The following is an 18,765-nucleotide window of genomic DNA, read 5'->3' as shown; positions in this document are numbered from 1 at the left end:
ATTCATATTATGGGCCGGTTACGGTACACGACCAGGGAGGGTATCGCCAGCCCGAAGCTCAATGCGCCTACTATAAAGATAGCCTTCAAGCCGTTCTCCACCGCGCTCTGGATAAGCTCCATGGTCACCCCGGAGATGTTGAGCTCCACTATGGCTATCATCGCCTTGAAGGCATAGCTGCCGGGGATCATGGGGATGATGGAGGCGACGCTGAACACCGGACGCGGCGCCAGCAACCGGCGCGACCAGTAGACGCAGACAAAGCCGACCGTGGTCGCCGCCGCCAGGGTGGCCCACTCGATGGGCATGCCGTAATGGATGAGCAGGGTACGCAGACTGTGGGCCAGGGCGCCGCCCATGGCGCAATACTTCAACATCCGTGGCGGCACGTTGAACAGCATGGCAAAGCCCACCGCCGGAATGGCAGACCAGAAGGCATCCTTGGCCAGCAGCCAGATCAAATCCATCATACCTTCCACCCCCAGATGCCGGTCACCGACATGGCGAGGATGATACCGATATGGATCCGCGCGCTGATGGATGGTCGGGTTGATACAGCGTCAAATCCCTTCATACCTTCCACCCCCAGATGCCGGTCACCGACATGGCGAGAATAATCCCTATCGCCGCGCTGATGGTCAGCAGGGTCGCCGTGCCCCAGCGGGCCAGCCCCATGTTGAAGTAACCTTTCACCATGTCGGAGACCGCGTTGATCAGCGGAAAACCGGGCACCAGCAAGAGTACGCTGGCGGCCATGGCGAGATAAGGCTGCTCGCCCCAGCCAAAGAAGGTGGCGCTGGAGGCGAGCAATGTGGCGATGAAGCCGGTCACGGCGAAATTGATGAGGGGGCTATGGTGGTGGCGAGCCATCAGCTGGCGAACCCGCATGGCGACCGAGGCCGAGAGGCAGGTCACCATGAAAATGGGCCAGTCACCGCCGAACAGCAGGCTGAAGGCGCCGCAGGAGAGCCCCACCATGGGCACCACCAGCCAGGGGTGGTAGTGAAACGGTACTATGCCGTCGAGCCGCTGACGCACCTCGCGCGCGCCGATCAGCGCCTTTTCAGCCATGATGCAGATACGCTGGATCTCGCACACCACCTGCATGTTGATGCCATGCTCGCGCACCCGCCGGGTGGTGGTGACACAACTGCCCTGATAGAGGCTGGTCAGCACGATGGCGCTGGAGGAGATGGCCATCTCGACGCTCTCCAGCCCCAGTGCCAGGCCAAGCCGAACCGTGGTCTGCTCTATGATGCGGCTCTCGGCTCCGAACTGGGCCAGCATCTGACCCGCCTTGACGATGATCCGGGTGATTTCCGTCTGCTGCTCCCGCGACAGCTCCCTTCCTGGTGTGATGCTGCTCATGATCCCTTTGAGTGTTAGCAAGGTGGAATATGCCGTGATATTACCCCAACCCTTATATTCCTTCATCTATATCTGCTGATTTACCTGATCACTATGTTATTCAACTTGTACCACAGGTCCATTTGCAGCAAATAAAAAACAAACCACCCAGCTTATTAACATTGGATGGTTTGAACTGAATGAAATATTGGGAAATAACGAGACTGGATGCCTGCCAACGCATTATTTATCCTTCACACGCTCTACCAGCCAGATCACATTGTTCGGCGGCACAATCTCTTCGCTCTCCTCCTGAGACGCCTCCTGCAGGTGAACGATGTGGCGGCGCATGGCATGAACGGATTCGTGCATCATGTTGGCGATCCGGATGCAGCTGTCCAGATTGTTCCTGGCGAGACGACGCTGACAGTCGATGCGAAACTGCAGGCCTCGCAACCGCCGTTGCTGCTCCGGCCCCACCTGCGCGATCAGTGCCTCTATCTGCTGGTGCAGCAAGGCATCGAGCCGCTCCGGCTCGGCCAGGGCCCAGTATTTCAGCGTATCAAAATCCGGCATCTCCATATCCCCTCCTGGCCAGACGCCTTGCGTGAATCTGTGTGACCACACCCGGCACATCATTTCGCTGTCCATAAACAGGTTATATAAGATGGTGGCGATTTAGGGTCATCCCGCACCGATCCACAGGAGTCTGATTTTTCATCCATTTGGCGACTATGGGTCGAAAGGAAATATTTATTCGTTATGATTCATGAAATTATCCTCATGCGACCTGCGTCACTTTTTTTATAAATTTTAAAGGCTTTTATGGTTCTTCTTATTCCCTATTCATCGATAGCGAATAAATCTGCTTTTCGTTCGACTCTCAAATCTGGCCTTCCTGTGTCACGCCCATGCCGGTGCTTTAACATATCTCACTGATTATGTTATTTTATTTACCACTTTTTCCAATGACCAAAGGCAGATCATGAGCAAGGCAAGAATCGGTATCGTCACCGTCAGCGATCGCGCCAGCGCGGGCATCTATGAGGACCTCTCCGGCAAGGCCATCATAGACACGCTGAACGCCTATCTGACCTCAGAGTGGGAGCCCATCTATCAGGTGATCCCGGATGAGCAGGATCAGATCGAAGCGACCCTGGTCCGGCTGGCGGACCAGGAGCAGTGCTGCCTCATCGTCACCACCGGCGGCACAGGGCCGGCCAAACGGGATGTGACTCCGGAGGCGACCGAGGCGGTGTGCGATCGCATGATGCCGGGCTTTGGCGAACTGATGCGGGCCGAGTCCCTCAAGTTCGTGCCGACGGCCATCCTGTCGCGCCAGACCGCCGGCCTGCGCGGCAGTTCCCTCATCGTCAACCTGCCGGGCAAGCCCAAGTCCATTCGCGAGTGTCTGGATGCGGTCTTCCCCGCCATCCCCTACTGCATCGACCTGATGGAAGGGCCCTATCTCGAATGTGACGAAGCCGTCATCAAACCGTTTCGCCCCAAGAAATAGGCCCTGAGTGGGCGGGGAGCTCCCCGTCCATCTCCCAACTTGCAGCCGTTTATTTGCGGCCGTATACCTTGACCCCCGCCTTGCTCCCTTCCGAATTGCCATAGACCTCGACTCGCTTGATGCAAACCCGACTGCCGAGGGATTTCCAGCCGGACTCCTGATCCTCTTTCAGGCTCTTGTCAAAGTGCAGGGTCTTGCTGCGGTCATTGCCGTAGATCACCTTGACCCTGTCCAGGGTCAGCTCCCTTCCCGCCTTGACCATGATGGACCTGGCCGGTCGGCAGATGATGATGGGAATAATGGCTGGGTGGTCGCCCACCCCCAGCAGGATGGTGTTACCCAGCCAAAATTCATCATCAGCCCTGACGGGCGAGGCCACCCCCCACCACAGGCAAGAGAGTAGAAAGGCCAGCAGACCACGGCGCAGCGAAGATTGAACAGAACAAAAAGCTAAAACAGACATGATGCCTCCCAACAAAGTGGGAGACATATTAATTAATCAAACCTAAACCAAAGCTGTACTGGAGCTGTACCGGGTGCAACCGGACGGGCTGGACAGCCCCCTCAACCCCAGCGCTTGAAGATGAGGGAAGTGTTGATACCACCGAAGGCGAAGTTGTTGGACATCAGGTAGTCCACCGCTAGCGTGCGGCCATTGCCCATCACGTGATCCAGCGGGGCACAGGCCGGATCCGGCTCGGTCAGGTTGATGGTGGGGGCAAACCAGCCCTCCTGCATCATCTCCAGCGCCAGCCAGGCCTCGATGGCGCCGCAGGCTCCCAGGGTATGGCCGAAGTAGCTCTTGAGCGACGATATGGGGGTCTTGTCGCCGAAGATGGCGGCGGTGGCGTGGCTCTCGGCGATGTCGCCCCGCTCGGTGGCGGTGCCGTGGGCGCTGATGTAGCCGATGTCGGCGGCCTTGAGTCCGGCCTGGGCCAGCGCCATCTCCATGCACAGCTGCATGGTCTCCTGCTGGGGCTGGGTCACGTGGGCGGCGTCGCAGTTGGTGGCAAAGCCCACCAGCTCGGCGAGGATGGTGGCCCCGCGCGCCTGCGCATGTTCCAGCTCCTCCAGCACCAGGGTGCCTGCCCCCTCGCCAATCACCAGCCCGTCCCGCTGCCGATCGAACGGTCGCGGCGCCAGCTCGGGGTTGTCGTTCATCTGGCTGGTGGCAAACAGGGTGTCGAACACCACGGCCTCCGACGGGCAGAGCTCCTCGGCCCCGCCGGCCACCATCAGGGTCTGATAGCCGTGCTTGATCGCCTCAAAGGCGTAGCCAATGCCCTGGCTGCCGGAGGTGCAGGCGCTGGAGGTAGGGATCACCCGCCCGCGCAGACCGAAGAAGAGGCCGGCATTGACCGCCGCCGTGTGCGGCATCATCTGTACATAGGTGGTGGCCGTGATGCTGGCGGTGCTCTTGTCGTTGAGCATGACCCCGAAGGCACGGATGGGCTCCGTGCTGCCGATGGAGGAGCCATAGGCGATGCCGGTGCGACCATCGGTCAGCACGGGGTGGTCGGTAAGTCCCGCCCGTGCCAGCGCCAGTTCGCTGGCCACGGTCGCCAGCTGGGAGACTCTCCCCATGGCCCGCGTCTTCTTGCGCGGATAGTGGGCGGGCAGCACAAAATCGGCAATGGGCGCCGCCAGCCGGGTGTTGAGCCCCTCGTAGATGGCCCATTCCGGCATGGCCACCACCGCATTGCGCCCCGCCTGCAACTTTGCCCGCACGCTCGGCCAGTCCTGGCCGAACGCCGTCACCCCGGCCATGCCGGTTACCACTACCCGCTTCATACCATACCGCCATTCGCAGAGATAAGCTGGCGTGCCACAGAGACAGCACCATGTTGAATCAACATCAGACAAGATCTCACCGACATCCGCGTCATACCATGCCCCCGTTGATGGAGATGACCTGACGCGTGACATAGCCGGCGATGTCCGACATCAGGTAAGAGACCAGCCCGGCCACCTCGTCAACCTGCCCCATGCGCTTGAGCGGGATCAGTTTCAGCGCCTCGGCCTTCACCTCGGCATCCACCATGCCGGTGTCGATAAGGCCGGGTGCCACGCAGTTCACCGTGATCTTGCGCTTGGCGAGCTCCAGCGCCAGCGCCTTGGTGGCCCCCATGATGCCCGCCTTGGCGGCGCTGTAGTTGACCTGGCCCCGGTTGCCCATCAGGCCTGAGACCGAGGAGATGGTCACGATACGGCCGCCCCGGCGCAGGCCTATCATCGGCATGATGCAGGGCTTGAGCAGGTTGTAGAAGCCATCCAGATTGGTGTGCAGCACCCCGTCCCACTCTTCGTCGGTGAGGGCGGGAAAGGCGCCGTCACGGATGATGCCGGCATTGCAGACCACACCGTAATAGGCGCCGTGTTCGGCCATGTCGGCCTCCAGCCGCACGCGGCAACCCTGGCGATCGGCGATGTCGAACTGGATCAGGCGCCCCTGCCCACCGGCCGCTTGCAGGCTGGCCAGCGTCGCCTCGGCACCGGCGCGGTCGCCGTGGTAGTGCACCACGACGAGAAAACCGTCGGCGGCCAGCTTGAGGGCGATGGCGCGGCCTATCCCCTTGCTGGCGCCCGTGACCAATACGGTAGAGATCATGAAACGTCCTTCGCTAACAAATCGGATAACTCGCCGGGTGCGGGTTGATAGGTCGAGAGGCGTGCGGTGGCGCACTCCCGCCCATCTTGCAGGATCCGGCATTCGAAACTGGCCATGCCGCCGTCTTGCAACAGGCAGCTGGCCTCTATGGTGAGCAGGGCCCCCGCAGCAAAGCTAGTGGGCTGGCAGCGGTACTTGCGGGTGCCGAGCAGCATGCCAATACGCACCGGCTCACCGCGCAATCGCCCCTGCATGCCAGCCCAGGCGGCGATGGTCTGGGCCATCAGCTCGATGCCGACCCAGCCGGGCAACGAGCCCTCGCCATCCAGCAACAAGGCGTGGCGGGCACCGACACGGGTCTCGCAGCGCGCCCGGCTCGCATCCACGGCGCAGAGCCGGTCCAGCAGCAACATGGGGGCCTGATGAGGCAGCAGGGTCTCGATGGCGGGCAACGGTGTGAGCTCATTCATGAGGCAGATCTCCCGAACAGCAGGCTGACATTGTTGCCACCGAAGGCAAAGGAGTTGGAGAGGATCCGGGGCGTCGCCAGCGGGGTGGTGCCACTCACCAGCCGGATGGGCGCCAACGCCGGATCCGCCGTCATCACCCGCTGGGGTGGCAACGGCAGTGCCCGCTCCAGCAGCAGGCAGGCGAGCGCAGCCTCGATGGCCCCCGCCGCCCCCAGAACATGGCCGGTGAGCGGCTTGGTGGAGCTGCAAGGCACCCTGTCCCCGAACAGGCGATAGACGGCCTGGCTCTCCATGGCGTCATTGAGGCGGGTAGCGGTGCCGTGCAGGTTGATGTAACCCACCTGCTCCGGCGTCAGACCTGCCTGGGCCAGCGCCATGCCCATGGCCGCCTCGGCCCCCACGCCGTCTGGATGCGGCGCCGAGATGTGCCAGGCATCGGACGACTCCCCCGCCCCCAGCAGCGCAATCGGCGCAGGCTGTCTGCTCAGCAGAAACAGCGCCGCCCCCTCGCCGATGTTGATCCCCTGGCGGTCGTTGTCGAAGGGCTGGCAGAGGGTGCCACTGAGGGACTCCAGGCTGTCAAAACCGTTGAGAGTCAGCCCGCACAGGCTGTCGGCGCCCCCCACCAGCACCGCATCCACCAGTCCGGCCGCCAGCATCCGCTGACCGCTGATGAAGGCGCGGGCGCTGGAGGAGCAGGCGGTGGAGAGGGTGTAAGCGGGTCCTTCCAGGCCGAGGTGGCGAGCCAGAAATTCGGACGGGGAGCCCAGCTCCTGCTGACGATAGTCAAAGGCCGTTGGCACCGCCTCCCCCCGCCGGTCGGCGGCGATCGCCAGCTCGGCCTCGCCGATCCCGGCGGTGCTGGTGCCGAGCACCAGCCCCACCCGCGCAGGGCCAAACGTCGCCAGCGCCTCGTCGAGGGCGGGCCGGATCTGGGCCAACGCCGCCAGCAGCAGCTGGTTGTTGCGCGAGGCGTAAGGAGCCAGCGCCGCCGGTATGGCCGGCAACTCGCCCTCTACCCGTCCCACCGGGGTCAGGCGGCCATCCAGCAAGGCCTGGTTGTGGCGGGTGAGCGGCGTGCTCCCCTTGGCCTGCCAGGCCAGCAGGGCCTCGGCGCTGGCATCAACGCCCTCACCCAGTGCCGAGATGAGGCCATAGGCGGTGATAAAACAGCTCATCGGCTCAGGGTCTCCAGTTGCAGGCGGTAGTGGAATACGTGCTGCTGCAGGCTGACCGGCTCGCGCACGCCGTCGATGTCGCGGTAATGGATCTCGCTGACCAGGGTGCCATCGGGGGCACGCAGCCGGCGCGTCAGCCCTTCGTCGTGCAGCGTCCAGCCCGGTGGCAACTGCGGCTGCCAGCTCGCCAACGGCCAGTAGCAGAGCATGACGTCCGCCAGCACCTGGGTCACAGGCGGCATGCCGGTGGCGAGCAGCGGGCTCAGTTGTTGGGTCGCTATGCCCTGCTGATCGTAACGCACTCGGAACAGCCGTACCCCGCTCGGGGTCAGGCCGACCAGGGTCAGCTGGTGTCCATCGGCCTCCAGCACCGTCATCAGCTGATGGGCGCTCTCACCCACTGTGGCCGTCAGCAACTGCTGGCGATAGAAGGGGGTGGCCAGCACGGGGGCCGGCAGCACCATGACGCTGCTCTTGTCGAGATAGGCGGTGGGGGCCGGTTGGCTGCTGCAGCCCCCCAGCAAGAGGATGAGTAATGCGAACACTGATCTCATGGTTGCTCCGGCTCCCGCTCGTCATGCCTCCGCTTGTCCGCTTCCCTGTCCAGCACCAGGGGCGACAACAGGAAGGCGGTAAAGATACCGCCACTCAGCACCAGACCAAAGCCCGCGATGGCGGGGGTGTGACTCAGCGCCAGCAGACCGAAGGCCAGCTGGGTGGTGAGGTTCGCCAGCAGGATGGCGAGCAGGGTGGCACTCTGCCGCGCCAGCTCGCGCCCGCTGTGGGCGAAAAAGAGACCATAGTCGATACCGATGCCGAAGATGAGGCTGAGCGCCAGCACCCCGAACAGGGTGAGCGGCTGGCCGCAGGCGGCGAGCAGCGCCAACCCCATGGCCAGCGCAATCAGGTTGACCAGCAGCACCCGGGCCGCCCGGGCCGCCCCCATCCGCCGCCAGAGCAGCAGGGCCACCAGGCCGATGGCCACCGACAGCAGCTCCGCAAGCTTGATCCGGTAGTGGGCGAACAGCCGGCTCCACTCGCTGCGCTGATCCTGCCAGTAGACTCCCTGCTCGGCCGCCGCCAGCGCCGTCAGGGCCTCTTCGTCCACCACCCCCACCAGCGGCACCCAGATGGCGACGCGGCCATCGTCCAGCGAGTGCCACAGCAGACGGCTCCCCTCGCTGACCGGGCTGGCCAGCCAGGCCGCCGGGGTCAGCCAACCGGGCTCGCGGACGGGCGCTTGCCCCCCTGCAGGTATTGGCACCCCGGCCTCTTGCAGTCGGGTCACCACTTGGGGCAGCAGGGCCCGGATGGCGGCCGCATCCTGCTGCTGGCGCGCCAGCGAAGGCAGCCAGCGGGAAAGAGAGACAAAATCCTGCAGCGCACCGCGCTGTTTAAGCTCGGCCAGCCGGTCGTCGAGCCGCTCCAGTCGTTGCAGCGCCTGTTCGCCGTCCGCTCCCGTCACCAGAAAACCCTGCATGCCGCCCTGCTGGCCGGTCAGGGTCTTGATCTGGTTCTCCTGCGCCTGCAGTTCCACCGGCAAGGGTTGCAGCCGGCGGATGTCGTCATCCACCCGCAGCTGGCTGATGCCAAGAGCGGCCAGCAGCAGACAGCAGAGCGGCAGGCCGATACGCACCAGCGGGCGCTGCCGCCAGGCCCTGAGCCAGGCCATCAGCAGTGACTGAATGACCAGGGGCCGGGTCGGCAGCGGGCCGGCCCAGCGCGGAAACAGGCAGAGCACAGTGATGAAGGCGCTGAACAGCCCCGCCAGCGCACACACCGCCAGCTGCTGCAGCCCGGGGAAGGGGGCGAACCAGAGCAGGCCATAACCGATCAGGGTAGTCAGCACCGCCAGCGACAGGCTCGGCAGCAGCCGTAGCCGGGTCTGATGCGCGCTCTCGTCGCCGCCGTGCAACCGCCGCTCGCACAGGAAGTGGATGGCGTAATCGATGGCGATGCCGATGAGGCTGCTGCTGATGACCAGGGTGAAGACATGGATCTCGCCAAACAGGATGAGCACGGCGCCCAGCCCCCACATCAGCCCCACGCCGATGGGCAGCAGGGAGAGCAGCAGCGCCCGGGTCGAGCGGAACACGCCCCAGATCAGCAGGATGACCCCGATCATGGAGCCAAGCCCTATGGTGGAGATGTCCTGCTGGGCCAGGTTGCTGGCGTGCTGGCTGTAGAAGAGGGTGCCACGGCGCAGCAGCTCGGCACCGGGATAAGCCAGGGCCAGCCGCTGCTCGGCGTTGTCGAGCGCCCTCAGCACCCCTTGATTGCGCTGGATGTCGAAGGCGGAGAGATCCAGCTCGGCGCGCACCATGTACCAGTCACGCCCCCCCTTGTCCCGGCTGACCAGCCAGCCCGCCTTGAGCTGCATGGGGCCGCTGACCTCGGCCAGTACCCCGGCCCGGGTCAGCAGCAGCGGATCGCTTTGCCACTCGGCGCGAGAGACTCCGCCAAAGGGCGAGTAGATCTGGCCGAGCACCCACTGGCTCCAGCCCTCAGCGCCAGCTGCCAGCCGGGCCCGGCTCGCCTCATCCAGCCGCTGCCAGGCGAGATCGTGCAGATAGACCTGCCAGGCGGAGGCCAGCTCGGGCTGATGCCCCTTGATATGGGAGAAGGCCGCTATCTGGCCGAGTTGTGTTACCCATAGCTCGGCCGCCGCCTGCCCGCTCTGTCCGGCCGGCAGACTCAGCATCCAGACCAGCTGGCGATCGAGCTGCTGCAGCAAGCCCTGCTGCAGGGCCGGATCCAGATCGCTGCGGGATGCGTGGGGCAGCAGATCCATCAGGCTGGTGTTGATGCGGCTGTGGGGCAGCTGCCAGGCGAGTACCGCCGCCAGCAGCAGACAGAGGCCGATCCAGAGCGTGCCAAGCCGGTGCCAGGTGGTTTCAGCTTGCAGCAAGGTCGACTCTCCCGGCCAGAACACGGGCAGTGGCTTGGCGCGATGCGGGGCTAGTGGGCAGCAAAGCGGGCCTGCTCCTCAGGGGTCAGTGGCAAGCTTCGCGCCTGCCAGGCACTGAAACGGATGCGGGTGCTGTCCCCCTGCTTGTCGGCGATGATGAGCTGATCCAGCTGCCCCAGCCCGCTCAGGGTGAGGCTGGCGAACACCTTGTCGAGCGGCGCCTGCGTGGGCACCATCACCAGCTGCCAGCCCGCCTCCGAGCTCTGGAAATCGATGCTGAAGTAGCGGCTCAGGGTCGCCTCGTCCGAGCCGAACAGCGCCAGCAGCATCTGGCTGAATTCCAGCAGTTGGGGGCTGTCGATGACGGTGGCGGGCTGACCCGCCACCTGCTGCACCATGCGTTGCGGCGTCAGGGTCAGCGTCAGGGCAAAGGGCTTCTGCTGCTGCCACCAGAGCCCGAGATCGCGCACCAGCAACAGCTCGCCGGAGGCTTTGAGCGGCTGACTCAGTCCCGCCACCTGTTTCTCCTGCTCGAAATGGGCCTGCCGGGCCGGGCTCAGGGTCAGCAACTGCTGCACCTGGTCACGGGTCAGGGGGGCCGCCTGCAGTGGCCACGCCAGCAGCAGGACCAGTCCGACCATCAGCCGGTTCAGAAGAGGGGTCACTGGCTCACCCCCAGCTTGTCCAGCAGCACCTGGGGCGAGGCCAGGCACATCTCGCCGCTCGCCTTGCTCACCGCCACCTGGATGCTGTAACCCTTGCTGGTGCGGGTGCCGCTCACGGCATCGCTCAGCAGGTAGTCGATCTTCAAGCGGTTCTGGTACTCGGTCAGGGTGGCGCGCACCCGCACCCGCTGGCCGAAGCGCAGCGACGCCAGGTACTTCATCCGAGTGTCGATGATGGGCCAAAGGTAGCCGGAGGCCTCCATCTGCGGATAGTTGTAATCGATGAGGTCGAGCAGGGCGCAGCGTGCCAGCTCGATGTAGCGAAAGTAGTGGCCGTGCCAGGCTACCGCCATCATGTCCACGTCGTGGAATGGGATGGTCACCTCGATCTCAGTACTGATCTGCCAGGGTTCAGGCGTAGTCTGGATGCGGCTCATAGCGAAGAGTCCTGATAGAGGGGGTAGTGGCGCTGGCGGATGCGGGCTATCAGCGCCCTGAGCTCGGGCTCCAGCGCCCTGTCTTCCAGCAGCGGGGCGAACTCGGCCCGCACCTGCACGACCATGTCGGCCAGCGCCGTGCCGAGCGGGCGGGTGAAGGGGGTGGGCCGGGCGAGACGCAGCTCCACACCCTGCACCGCCGCCAGCAGGCAGGCGGCCGCGACCTGCTCGGTCAGGGTCAGCACCCGCAGCGCATCGCGCGCCGCTATGGTGCCCATGCTCACCTTGTCCTGGTTGTGGCACTCGGTGGAGCGGGAGAAGACGCTGGCGGGCATGGTCTGCTTGAGCGCCTCCGCGGTCCAGGCCGAGACGCCGATCTGCACCGCCTTGAAGCCGTGGTTGATCATCTGCCGTTCATCCGGCGCGCCGGAGAGGTTGCTCGGCAGGCCGCCGTTGAACTTGCTGTCCACCAGCTGGGCCAGCTGGCGATCCAGCAGGTCGGCCAGGTTGGCGACGGCCGTCTTCATGCTGTCCATGGCCATGGCGATGTGACCGCCATAGAAGTGGCCGCCGTGCATCACGTGCTCCCCCTCCCCGTCGATCAGCGGGTTGTCGTTGGCGCTGTTGAGCTCATTTTCGATGAGCTGGCGCCACCAGGGCAGGCTGTCGGCCACCACCCCGATGACGTGGGGGGCACAGCGCAACGAGTATCTGTCCTGCAGCCGGTCGCTGTGGCGCGGCAGCTCGCCGGCCACCAGGTCTTCCCTCAGCCAGGCCGCGATGCCCTGCATGCCGGGGTGCGGCTTGGCGGCAAACAGCCGCTCGTCGAAGTGGAAGGCGTTGCCACCCATGGCGACGCTCACCAGCGCGGTGATCCGGGTCGCCAGCCGCATCAGGTAGTCGGTGCGGGCATAGGCGAGGCAGGCCAGCGCCGTCATCACCGAGGTGCCGTTCATCAGTGCCAGCCCCTCTTTCGGTCGCAGGGTCAGGGGGGTGACCCCCAGCTCCCGATAGACCTCGGCGGCGGGGCGCAGCCGCCCCTGCTGATGGAGCTCGCGCTCCCCCACCAGCACGGCGGCGACGTAGGAGAGCGGGGTAAGATCGCCGCTGGCACCGACGGAACCCTCTTCCGGGATACGCGGCACCAGATCCTGCTCCAGCAGCCAGCAGAGCCGCTCAAGCAAGGCCGGGCTGACCCCGGAAACCCCCTGCGCCAGGGAGCAGAGCCGGGTCGCCAGCACGGCGCGGGCGGCATCGAGCTCGAGATCCGCCCCCAGCCCGCAGCCGTGAAAGCGGGTCAGATGCAGCGGCAGCTCGGGCACCAGCTCGGTCGGTACCGGCCGGGTCACCGAGTCGCCGTAGCCGGTGGTCACCCCGTAGATGACCCCCTCTTCGGCCAGCAGCCGGTCGAGAAAGTCGGCCCCCCGCTGGATGCGGGCCATGAAAGCCGGATCCGGATTCAGTGCGGGGGTGGCGCGCCCTTCGGCCAGCGCCACCACGTCTTCGATGGTCAGCGGCGCGGCGCCGAAGGTGACCCTTCTCATCTCACTCTTGTTCATCGGTCAGCTGCCAGAAATCAAAAAAGTTGAACCAGTCCAGCGGGGCCCGCAGGCAGTGATGCTGCAGACGATCGGCATAGGCCTGCACCCGGGACGCAAGAATCTCTTGTCGCCCCTGGCGTGGCAGGGGCTGGCCGTCGACAAAGGGCTCGAAATGCACCCGAAAGCGCCCCTGCTCCTTGAGGCCGAACATCAGGTAGACAGGGCAGCCCAGCACGCTGCTGAGCACGAAGGGTCCGAGCGGAAAGGGCGCCGGCGCCCCGAGAAAGTCGGCCCAGATCACCCGCTTCTCCCGGGTCACAGAGGTGCGATCGCCGACGATCACCACCCACTCCCCCCGCTCCAGCTTCTCCTTGAGCAGGATGGCGGTATCGGCCCCCAGCTCCTGCACCTGAATGAGGTTGAGGTGCGAATCCGGGTTGATCTGTTTGAGCAGGGCGTTGAAGCGGGCCGCGTGGCGGGTGAACACCAGCGCGTTGATGCGCAGCCCCTGCTTGCGACTGCCAAGCGCGCGGCACAGCTCCAGATCGCCGAGATGGGAGCCCAGCAGCAGAACGCCCTGACCGCTATTGATGGCCGCCTGATAGTGCTCCGCTCCCACCAACTCCACCTCTTGCTCCGTGATGTCGCCGCGCCAGCCCGCCAGCTTGTCTAGCGCCGCCTCGCCAAAGCGCAGGAAGTGGCGAAAGCTCGATCTCGGCTCGGCGGGCAGCGTCACCCCCTGCGCGCGGGCGAAGCGCTCGAGGCGGGCCAGATAGGCCTGGGATGCCTGGCGCTGGGCGCGGCCGGTCAGCCAGAAGTAGCCGATGACCGGATAGAGCAGCAGGGAGAAGCCGCGCCGCCCCAGCAGGCGATAGCTGGTCAGCATGATCTGCATGCCGAGCAGCGATCCCCGCTCCGGGGTGCGTGACCAGTGGGTGCGCCGCTCTCGCCACAGCCGGGTCACCCATGACCAGAGGCGGCGGGGCCAGCGGCCGATGCGCAGCAGCTGATCCCACAGCAGGCGGCACACCAGTCGGGTGTGCATCCAGGAGATGTCGCGGTTGTCGCGCCAGAGCTGGAAGTGGGAGCTGCCATCGGCGGGATAGATGACCCGGGTTGGCACGAAGCGCACCGCCACCCCGGCCCAATGGAGGCGCACCATCACCTCGGTGTCGAAATCCATCCGCCGGCCGAGCGCCACCCACTCGAGCAGCGCGCAGGTGGCGGCCAGCGGATAGACCCGAAAGCCGCACATGCTGTCCTTGATGGCGAACGACAGCGTCTCGATCCAGACCCAGACATGGGTGATGTAGCGGCCGTAGAGGCGCCCCTTGGGCACGGAATCATCGTAGAGCGGGCGGCCGGAGATGAGCGCCGCCGGGTGTTTGTCCGCCTCGGCCAGCAGGGCCGGCAGGTCCGCCAGATCGTGCTGGCCGTCGGCATCCACCTGCAGGGCGTGGCTGAAGCCGAGTGCATGGGCGCGGCGCAACCCCGTCATCACGGCGCCGCCCTTGCCCTGGTTGTGGGGGTGGCGCAGCAGGGTGACCCAGGGGTAACGCGCAGCCAGCGCATCCAGCTCGGCGGCGGCAACCGGCTCGCTGCCATCGTCGATCAGCAGGCAAGGCAGCCCGTATTCGGCCAGCCGCGCCAGCACGGCGGCCAGCGGGCCGGCATGGTTGTAACAGGGAATGAGAATGCAGGGCGTCATGGGATCAGACGCACCCGTCCGCTGCTCGCTGGCTCATCGCCGAGCAGATACTGAAAGAGGAGCTGGTCCTTGTCCGCCTGCCACTGCAGGCGCAGGCTGCACTCGGCTCCGGGGCGCAGGGGGCGTTGGAACTTGAGCTGATCCACCCCGTGAAACGGCCGCGCCAGCTTGAGCAGGCTGGCGGCATAGTGCATCACCCAGTGGATCTGGGTCACCCCGGGCAGCAGGGGCGCACCGGGAAAATGGCCTGTAAACCAAGGCAAATCGGGATCGAGCCGCAGTTGCAGGCGCACCCCGTCGGCCAGCGTCTCGCAGGCCAGCACGGTGGGCAAGGTGTTCGGTGGCAAAGAGTCAACCGAGAGGCTCATCGAACAGCTCCTTGAGTTGTGGCCAGGGGCGCTTGCCCTGGGCGTTGACGGGCATCTGTTCGACCCGGCGCACGCTGCGCGGCAGGGCGACCGGCTCGAGCCAGGGACGCAGTTGCTGGCGCAGGGCCAGCAGAAAACGCCCGGGCCCGAGCTCGGCCCAGCGGGCGGTGCCCGCCTCGCTCAGCACCAGCACGGCGCCGAGGATCTGGCGCTGGCCCTGCTGCAGCGGCAGCACGGCGGCCGCTTCCACCTCCGCCAGCCCCTGCAGGCGCGCCTCCACCTCGTCGAGGGATATGCGCTTCTCCTCCAGCTTGACCACCCGATCCTGGCGGCCCAGCAGCTCGAACCCGGCCCCCGTCATCAGGATACGATCGGCGCAGGCCAGCCAGTCGTCCTCTGCCAGGAAGGGGGAGCGCAGCAGCAGGCCCTGATCCGGACCGACCCGCACCTCGACTCCGGGCAGCGTCGTCCAGGGGGTCTGTACTTGGTGGCGCTGGCGCCAGCCGATGCCACCGGTCTCGCTGCTGCCGAAGATCTCCACCGGCAGCTGACCGAGCAGCAGTTTGGCCTGCTGGGCATCGCCCGGTTGCAGGGGACCGCCAGAGGAGACGATCAGCCGGCAGCCGGCGGCGGGAATCGCCGGGTCAAGCCGGCTCAGAAACGCTGGGGAGGCGATCAGGCACCAGGGGGCCGTTTGCAGCGCCAGCTGCTCCGGGTAGTCGATGCTGCGGCGATCGAACGGACGGCCGAGGGCCAGCGGCAGCAGGATGCGAAACAGCAGGCCGTAGATGTGCTGGTGACTGACACTGGCCAGCACCCGACTATCGGCCAGCCGCTCGCCCCACAGCGCCATCTGCACCCGCAACTCCGCCTCCAGCTGGGGCCAGGCCTTGGGGATCGCCTTGGGCTCGCCGGTGGAGCCGGAGCTGAACAGGGTGAGATCGAGGCGCTCGGGCAGCAGGGCCGCGCCGTCTGCCTCCAGCTCGTCATCCGCCACCAGCAGCGGCAGCCTGAGTTGAGGCACGGCAAGTGCCGCACCGGGCGGTTCGCCATCGGTGAGCAGGCCGTCGAACTGTGCCTGCAGCGCCTGCAAACCGGCCAGCCGCTGATGGCCCGGCAGGATTGCCTGATAGCCACCGAGGGCGCAGGCGAGCAGTGCTTGCGTGAACAGCAGGCTGTCATCGAAGCAGAGGGCCCAGCGCGCACCTGGCTGGCCGGCGCCGGCGTGGCGGGCCATGGCCCGGGCCAGTTGCAGGCTGCCGCGGCGCAGCTCGGCCAGGGTCACCTCGCCATCCGGGCCGAACGCCACCACCAGCTCGCCGTCCCGCTGCCAGATAGTTTTCAGCAGGGTCATGGGGCCAGCCTCTTGAGCAGGCGGCGGCGCACCAGATACTCAGCGCCCATCAGGCCGCCCATCAGGGCGTAGCTGATGAGACCGTTGTAGAGGCTCCAGAGCGCCAGATCCCCGTGCCAGATAGTGAAGGCCGCCAGCGCGCCGTTGATGACGAAGAAGCCGCACCAGACCTGGGTCACCCGCCGGGTGTAGCCGATGGCTGCCGGCGGCAAAGCGGGATCCTGCAGGCGGGCCAGCCGCTCCACCAGGCTCATGGGACGAGTCAGGCTCCAGCCAAACAGGCAGAGCAGCGCCAGGCTCACCGCCAGCGGGTAGTAGAGCAGCCAGTGCCGGGCACTGAACAGGGCCGACAGCAGGGTCAGTCCCAGCCCGATGCAGGCCAGCAGGCGGCCCAGCCAGAGCCACTCCGGCAAGGGGCCGAGCCGGACCCGCCCCTTGAGCAGGCCGGGCAAGAGCCGCAGTGAGAAGATGAGCAGCAGACCGAGCAGCAGCGGGGTCTGACCGGCGTGGGTCAGCCCCCAGTAGACCGCCAGCGGGTAGAGCAGCAGGGCACCACCGGCCAGCCAGGAGAGCCAGCGCATCATGGCAGGGCGTGCACCGGCATCAGGCGTCGGCCAGCAGACGCTCGACCGCATCCACCACGTCGTTGACGCTGCGCACCGACTTGAACTCTTCCGGCTTGATCTTCTTGCCGGTCAGCTTCTGCAGGTGCACCACCAGATCGATGGCGTCGATGCTGTCGAGCTCGAGATCCTGATAGAGGCGGGCCTCGGGGGTGATGGCCTCTTCGTCGACCTCGAACAGCTCAACGAGGGCGGCCTTGATCTGGGCAAAGATGTCGTCACGGGTCATGGCTCAGGCCTCCCCTTTCGACTGGGCCTGCACCAGGGCGACCAGGGCCGCAACGGAGGCAAAGTGGCGACGGGTGTTCTCATCCTCGGCGGAGAGCACGATGCCGTAGCGGCCCTTGATGGCAAGGCCCAGCTCCAGCGCATCGATGGAGTCCAGCCCCAGGCCATCACCGAACAGCGGCGCCTGACTGTCGATGTCGTCAGGGGTGAGCCCCTCGAGGTTGAGGCTGTCGATGATGAGTTGTTTTATCTCTAGATGAAGGTCTTGCATAACTGTTCCATATGCTGTCATTGGGGCCCCGGTTGCAGGGCCCGGGTGAGAAAGCGGGTCAGCTGGCGGGCGGCCAGCGCACTGCTCTGGCCGGTGGAGACCACCTCGTCCGCCGCCACCTGTTGCAGGAATTCTATGGTGAAAGTCGGCTTATTTTCCGGGATCTTGAACCATTTGTCCTGCTTGGTGAGAAATCGGGTGCTGCAGTGGATCCGCACCAGTTGCAGCGGCACCTGGCTGCGCACCGCAAGCTGGGCCGCGCCGCGCTGCAGCTTGATGGGTTCGCCCGGGGTGGTGCGGGTTCCCTCCGGGAAGACCAGCAGCAGGCCGCCGGCCCGGATCCGCGACTGGCACAGGGCCAGTAGATCCTCGCCTGCCACGTTGGGCAGATAGTCGGCCGCCCGCACCACGCCACCGATGAAGGGGTTGCGCCAGAGGGACTGCTTGACGATGCAGTCGCACACCGGCATCTCGGCCGCTAGGATGACGTAGTCGAGCAGGCTGGGGTGATTGGCCACCACCAGGGCGCCACGCAAGTGGGCGGGCATGCCGCTCACGCTGTAATCGAGCACCCCCCAGCCACGCAGCACGCCGAGAAACAGCCGAAAGCTGTGGCGGATGGTGAGCTGGGCCAGGATACGGCGCCGCTCGCCGCGCAGACAGAGTGCCAGCAGCGGAAACCAGAACAGGGAGAGCAGCAGGCCGCCCACCCCGAACAGGGTGAAGCCAAGGGCCGTGCCGATCAGCCGCCAACCCCGGTTCAGCAACGCTGCCATGCCCACTCCTGGCGGCCATCGCAAAGGGCCAGGGTCGACTCATGCCGCAACAGGGCACGCCAGCAGGCCAGACTCTGCGGCAGCGGGCGGGCATGGGGTTCGACTGTGCGGCGCGCCCCCTCGCAGCGCCACTGGTCGCCAGCCTCAAGCACCAACCCCAACGCGTGGGGCGGCGCCTCGTCCGCCAGCCAGGGACGGTGAAACTCGGGCACAGGTCCTTCGAATCCCACCAGCAGCACCCGGCGGGCACCGGCCTGCAGGGCGCAGACCGCTTCGGTCAGGCCCGCCATCAGGCCGTTCTCTCCCGCCGCCAACGAGGTCATGGGAATGGCGGCCTTGCCCTGAATGGAGCAGAGTCCGGCGGCGGTGTTGTGCACCGACATGGAGAAGTCCGTGGGCGACAACGCCTGTCCGTCCGCCAGCGCCTGCAGCAGGGTCACAGAGCGGGCCAGCTCGCCATGACGGCTGACGAAGATGGCGTAATCAATGGCATGGCGAGCCAGCAGGCTCAGCCCCACCTGCACCGCCAGCCGGGAGCCCTGGCTCAGACGGCGCGCCATCATCATGGGCAGCAAGGGGGTAGCGGGAAACGGCGGGTCGACGGGCCAGCGGCCCTGCTGCGCCCACGCTTGCCAGGCGGCCTCATCGGCCAGACCCGGAGACAGTGCCTGGCTATCCAGCAGCGAGAAAGAGAGCATATTTCAGGCAACCTGTCCTTAAAACGGTGGGTGGGAGCGAAGACGATAAAAGGCACTCATCCGACGTGC

Annotated in this window: 22 protein-coding genes; 1 reads left to right on the top strand and 21 read right to left on the bottom strand. The window is 65.8% G+C overall.

Annotated features, from left to right (window positions below; translation table 11 throughout):
- Positions 1 to 2: 2 nt before the first annotated feature.
- The 3 genes from KI797_RS04550 to KI797_RS04540 form a co-directional block, all read right to left on the bottom strand.
- Positions 3 to 470, bottom strand: coding sequence for a threonine/serine exporter family protein (locus KI797_RS04550; RefSeq protein ID WP_041205157.1), 468 nt, complete (start codon positions 468 to 470; stop codon positions 3 to 5).
- Positions 471 to 570: 100 nt separating this feature from the next.
- The gene (locus tag KI797_RS04545) at positions 571 to 1,368 is read right to left on the bottom strand and encodes a threonine/serine exporter family protein (RefSeq protein WP_049832147.1); all 798 of its coding nucleotides are present in this window, start codon (positions 1,366 to 1,368) and stop codon (positions 571 to 573) included.
- A 222-nt stretch (positions 1,369 to 1,590) separates the two neighbouring features.
- A complete protein-coding gene (locus tag KI797_RS04540) occupies positions 1,591 to 1,929 on the bottom strand; it encodes a DUF3135 domain-containing protein (protein WP_226171733.1) in 339 nt (112 codons plus the stop codon).
- A 403-nt stretch (positions 1,930 to 2,332) separates the two neighbouring features.
- Between KI797_RS04540 and mog the strand changes: the two genes are divergently transcribed.
- Positions 2,333 to 2,863 carry a molybdopterin adenylyltransferase gene (gene mog, locus KI797_RS04535; protein WP_042648418.1) on the top strand — a complete coding sequence of 177 codons (531 nt, stop codon included), beginning with the start codon at positions 2,333 to 2,335 and terminating at the stop codon, positions 2,861 to 2,863.
- A 49-nt stretch (positions 2,864 to 2,912) separates the two neighbouring features.
- Here the strand turns inward: mog and KI797_RS04530 are convergent, their stop codons facing one another.
- The 18 genes from KI797_RS04530 to KI797_RS04445 all read right to left on the bottom strand — a co-directional run bounded on the left by KI797_RS04530 (position 2,913) and on the right by KI797_RS04445 (position 18,696).
- Positions 2,913 to 3,326 carry a DUF2541 family protein gene (locus tag KI797_RS04530; protein WP_226171730.1) on the bottom strand — a complete coding sequence of 138 codons (414 nt, stop codon included), beginning with the start codon at positions 3,324 to 3,326 and terminating at the stop codon, positions 2,913 to 2,915.
- Positions 3,327 to 3,427: 101 nt separating this feature from the next.
- Positions 3,428 to 4,654, bottom strand: a complete 1,227-nt coding sequence (locus KI797_RS04525) for a beta-ketoacyl-ACP synthase (RefSeq protein WP_042648420.1) — start codon at positions 4,652 to 4,654, stop codon at positions 3,428 to 3,430.
- A gap of 91 nt (positions 4,655 to 4,745) precedes the next feature.
- The gene (locus KI797_RS04520) at positions 4,746 to 5,471 is read right to left on the bottom strand and encodes a 3-ketoacyl-ACP reductase FabG2 (protein ID WP_226171727.1); all 726 of its coding nucleotides are present in this window, start codon (positions 5,469 to 5,471) and stop codon (positions 4,746 to 4,748) included.
- On the bottom strand, positions 5,468 to 5,941 hold the full coding sequence (locus KI797_RS04515; protein WP_042648421.1) for an ApeP family dehydratase: 474 nt from the start codon (positions 5,939 to 5,941) through the stop codon (positions 5,468 to 5,470). Before KI797_RS04515 ends, KI797_RS04520 begins: the two co-directional genes overlap by 4 nt.
- On the bottom strand, positions 5,938 to 7,119 hold the full coding sequence (locus tag KI797_RS04510; RefSeq protein WP_161506912.1) for a beta-ketoacyl-[acyl-carrier-protein] synthase family protein: 1,182 nt from the start codon (positions 7,117 to 7,119) through the stop codon (positions 5,938 to 5,940). The genes KI797_RS04515 and KI797_RS04510 overlap by 4 nt, the downstream gene beginning before the upstream one ends.
- On the bottom strand, positions 7,116 to 7,673 hold the full coding sequence (locus KI797_RS04505; protein ID WP_226171724.1) for a DUF3261 domain-containing protein: 558 nt from the start codon (positions 7,671 to 7,673) through the stop codon (positions 7,116 to 7,118). Before KI797_RS04505 ends, KI797_RS04510 begins: the two co-directional genes overlap by 4 nt.
- A complete protein-coding gene (locus tag KI797_RS04500) occupies positions 7,670 to 10,027 on the bottom strand; it encodes an MMPL family transporter (RefSeq protein ID WP_226171722.1) in 2,358 nt (785 codons plus the stop codon). Before KI797_RS04500 ends, KI797_RS04505 begins: the two co-directional genes overlap by 4 nt.
- A gap of 50 nt (positions 10,028 to 10,077) precedes the next feature.
- Complete coding sequence (locus tag KI797_RS04495; protein WP_226173001.1) at positions 10,078 to 10,668, bottom strand: outer membrane lipoprotein carrier protein LolA; 591 nt, start codon at positions 10,666 to 10,668, stop codon at positions 10,078 to 10,080.
- A gap of 20 nt (positions 10,669 to 10,688) precedes the next feature.
- On the bottom strand, positions 10,689 to 11,129 hold the full coding sequence (locus KI797_RS04490) for an acyl-CoA thioesterase (RefSeq protein WP_139750757.1): 441 nt from the start codon (positions 11,127 to 11,129) through the stop codon (positions 10,689 to 10,691).
- A complete protein-coding gene (locus tag KI797_RS04485) occupies positions 11,126 to 12,688 on the bottom strand; it encodes an HAL/PAL/TAL family ammonia-lyase (RefSeq protein ID WP_226171720.1) in 1,563 nt (520 codons plus the stop codon). The genes KI797_RS04490 and KI797_RS04485 overlap by 4 nt, the downstream gene beginning before the upstream one ends.
- Positions 12,675 to 14,378 carry a glycosyltransferase family 2 protein gene (locus KI797_RS04480; protein WP_226171718.1) on the bottom strand — a complete coding sequence of 568 codons (1,704 nt, stop codon included), beginning with the start codon at positions 14,376 to 14,378 and terminating at the stop codon, positions 12,675 to 12,677. Before KI797_RS04480 ends, KI797_RS04485 begins: the two co-directional genes overlap by 14 nt.
- Positions 14,375 to 14,746: an ApeI family dehydratase gene (locus KI797_RS04475; RefSeq protein WP_226171716.1), complete on the bottom strand. Its 372-nt coding sequence runs from the start codon at positions 14,744 to 14,746 to the stop codon at positions 14,375 to 14,377. The genes KI797_RS04480 and KI797_RS04475 overlap by 4 nt, the downstream gene beginning before the upstream one ends.
- Positions 14,730 to 16,100, bottom strand: a complete 1,371-nt coding sequence (locus tag KI797_RS04470; RefSeq protein WP_226171714.1) for an AMP-binding protein — start codon at positions 16,098 to 16,100, stop codon at positions 14,730 to 14,732. Before KI797_RS04470 ends, KI797_RS04475 begins: the two co-directional genes overlap by 17 nt.
- Entirely contained in the window at positions 16,097 to 16,684 is a 588-nt protein-coding gene (locus KI797_RS04465) for a COG4648 family protein (protein ID WP_016351791.1), read from the bottom strand. Before KI797_RS04465 ends, KI797_RS04470 begins: the two co-directional genes overlap by 4 nt.
- Positions 16,685 to 16,703: 19 nt before the next feature.
- A complete protein-coding gene (locus tag KI797_RS04460) occupies positions 16,704 to 16,952 on the bottom strand; it encodes an acyl carrier protein (protein WP_011707160.1) in 249 nt (82 codons plus the stop codon).
- 3 nt (positions 16,953 to 16,955) lie between these two features.
- A complete protein-coding gene (locus KI797_RS04455) occupies positions 16,956 to 17,222 on the bottom strand; it encodes a phosphopantetheine-binding protein (RefSeq protein WP_005297932.1) in 267 nt (88 codons plus the stop codon).
- A 17-nt stretch (positions 17,223 to 17,239) separates the two neighbouring features.
- A complete protein-coding gene (locus tag KI797_RS04450; RefSeq protein WP_226171712.1) occupies positions 17,240 to 17,998 on the bottom strand; it encodes a lysophospholipid acyltransferase family protein in 759 nt (252 codons plus the stop codon).
- On the bottom strand, positions 17,983 to 18,696 hold the full coding sequence (locus tag KI797_RS04445; RefSeq protein WP_226171710.1) for a beta-ketoacyl synthase chain length factor: 714 nt from the start codon (positions 18,694 to 18,696) through the stop codon (positions 17,983 to 17,985). Before KI797_RS04445 ends, KI797_RS04450 begins: the two co-directional genes overlap by 16 nt.
- Positions 18,697 to 18,765: the final 69 nt, after the last annotated feature.

This window comes from Aeromonas media (genome assembly GCF_020423125.1).
Classification (GTDB): domain Bacteria; phylum Pseudomonadota; class Gammaproteobacteria; order Enterobacterales; family Aeromonadaceae; genus Aeromonas; species Aeromonas media.
Note: the sequence above shows the minus strand (reverse complement) of the source record. Positions and strands in the feature narration are given on the sequence as shown.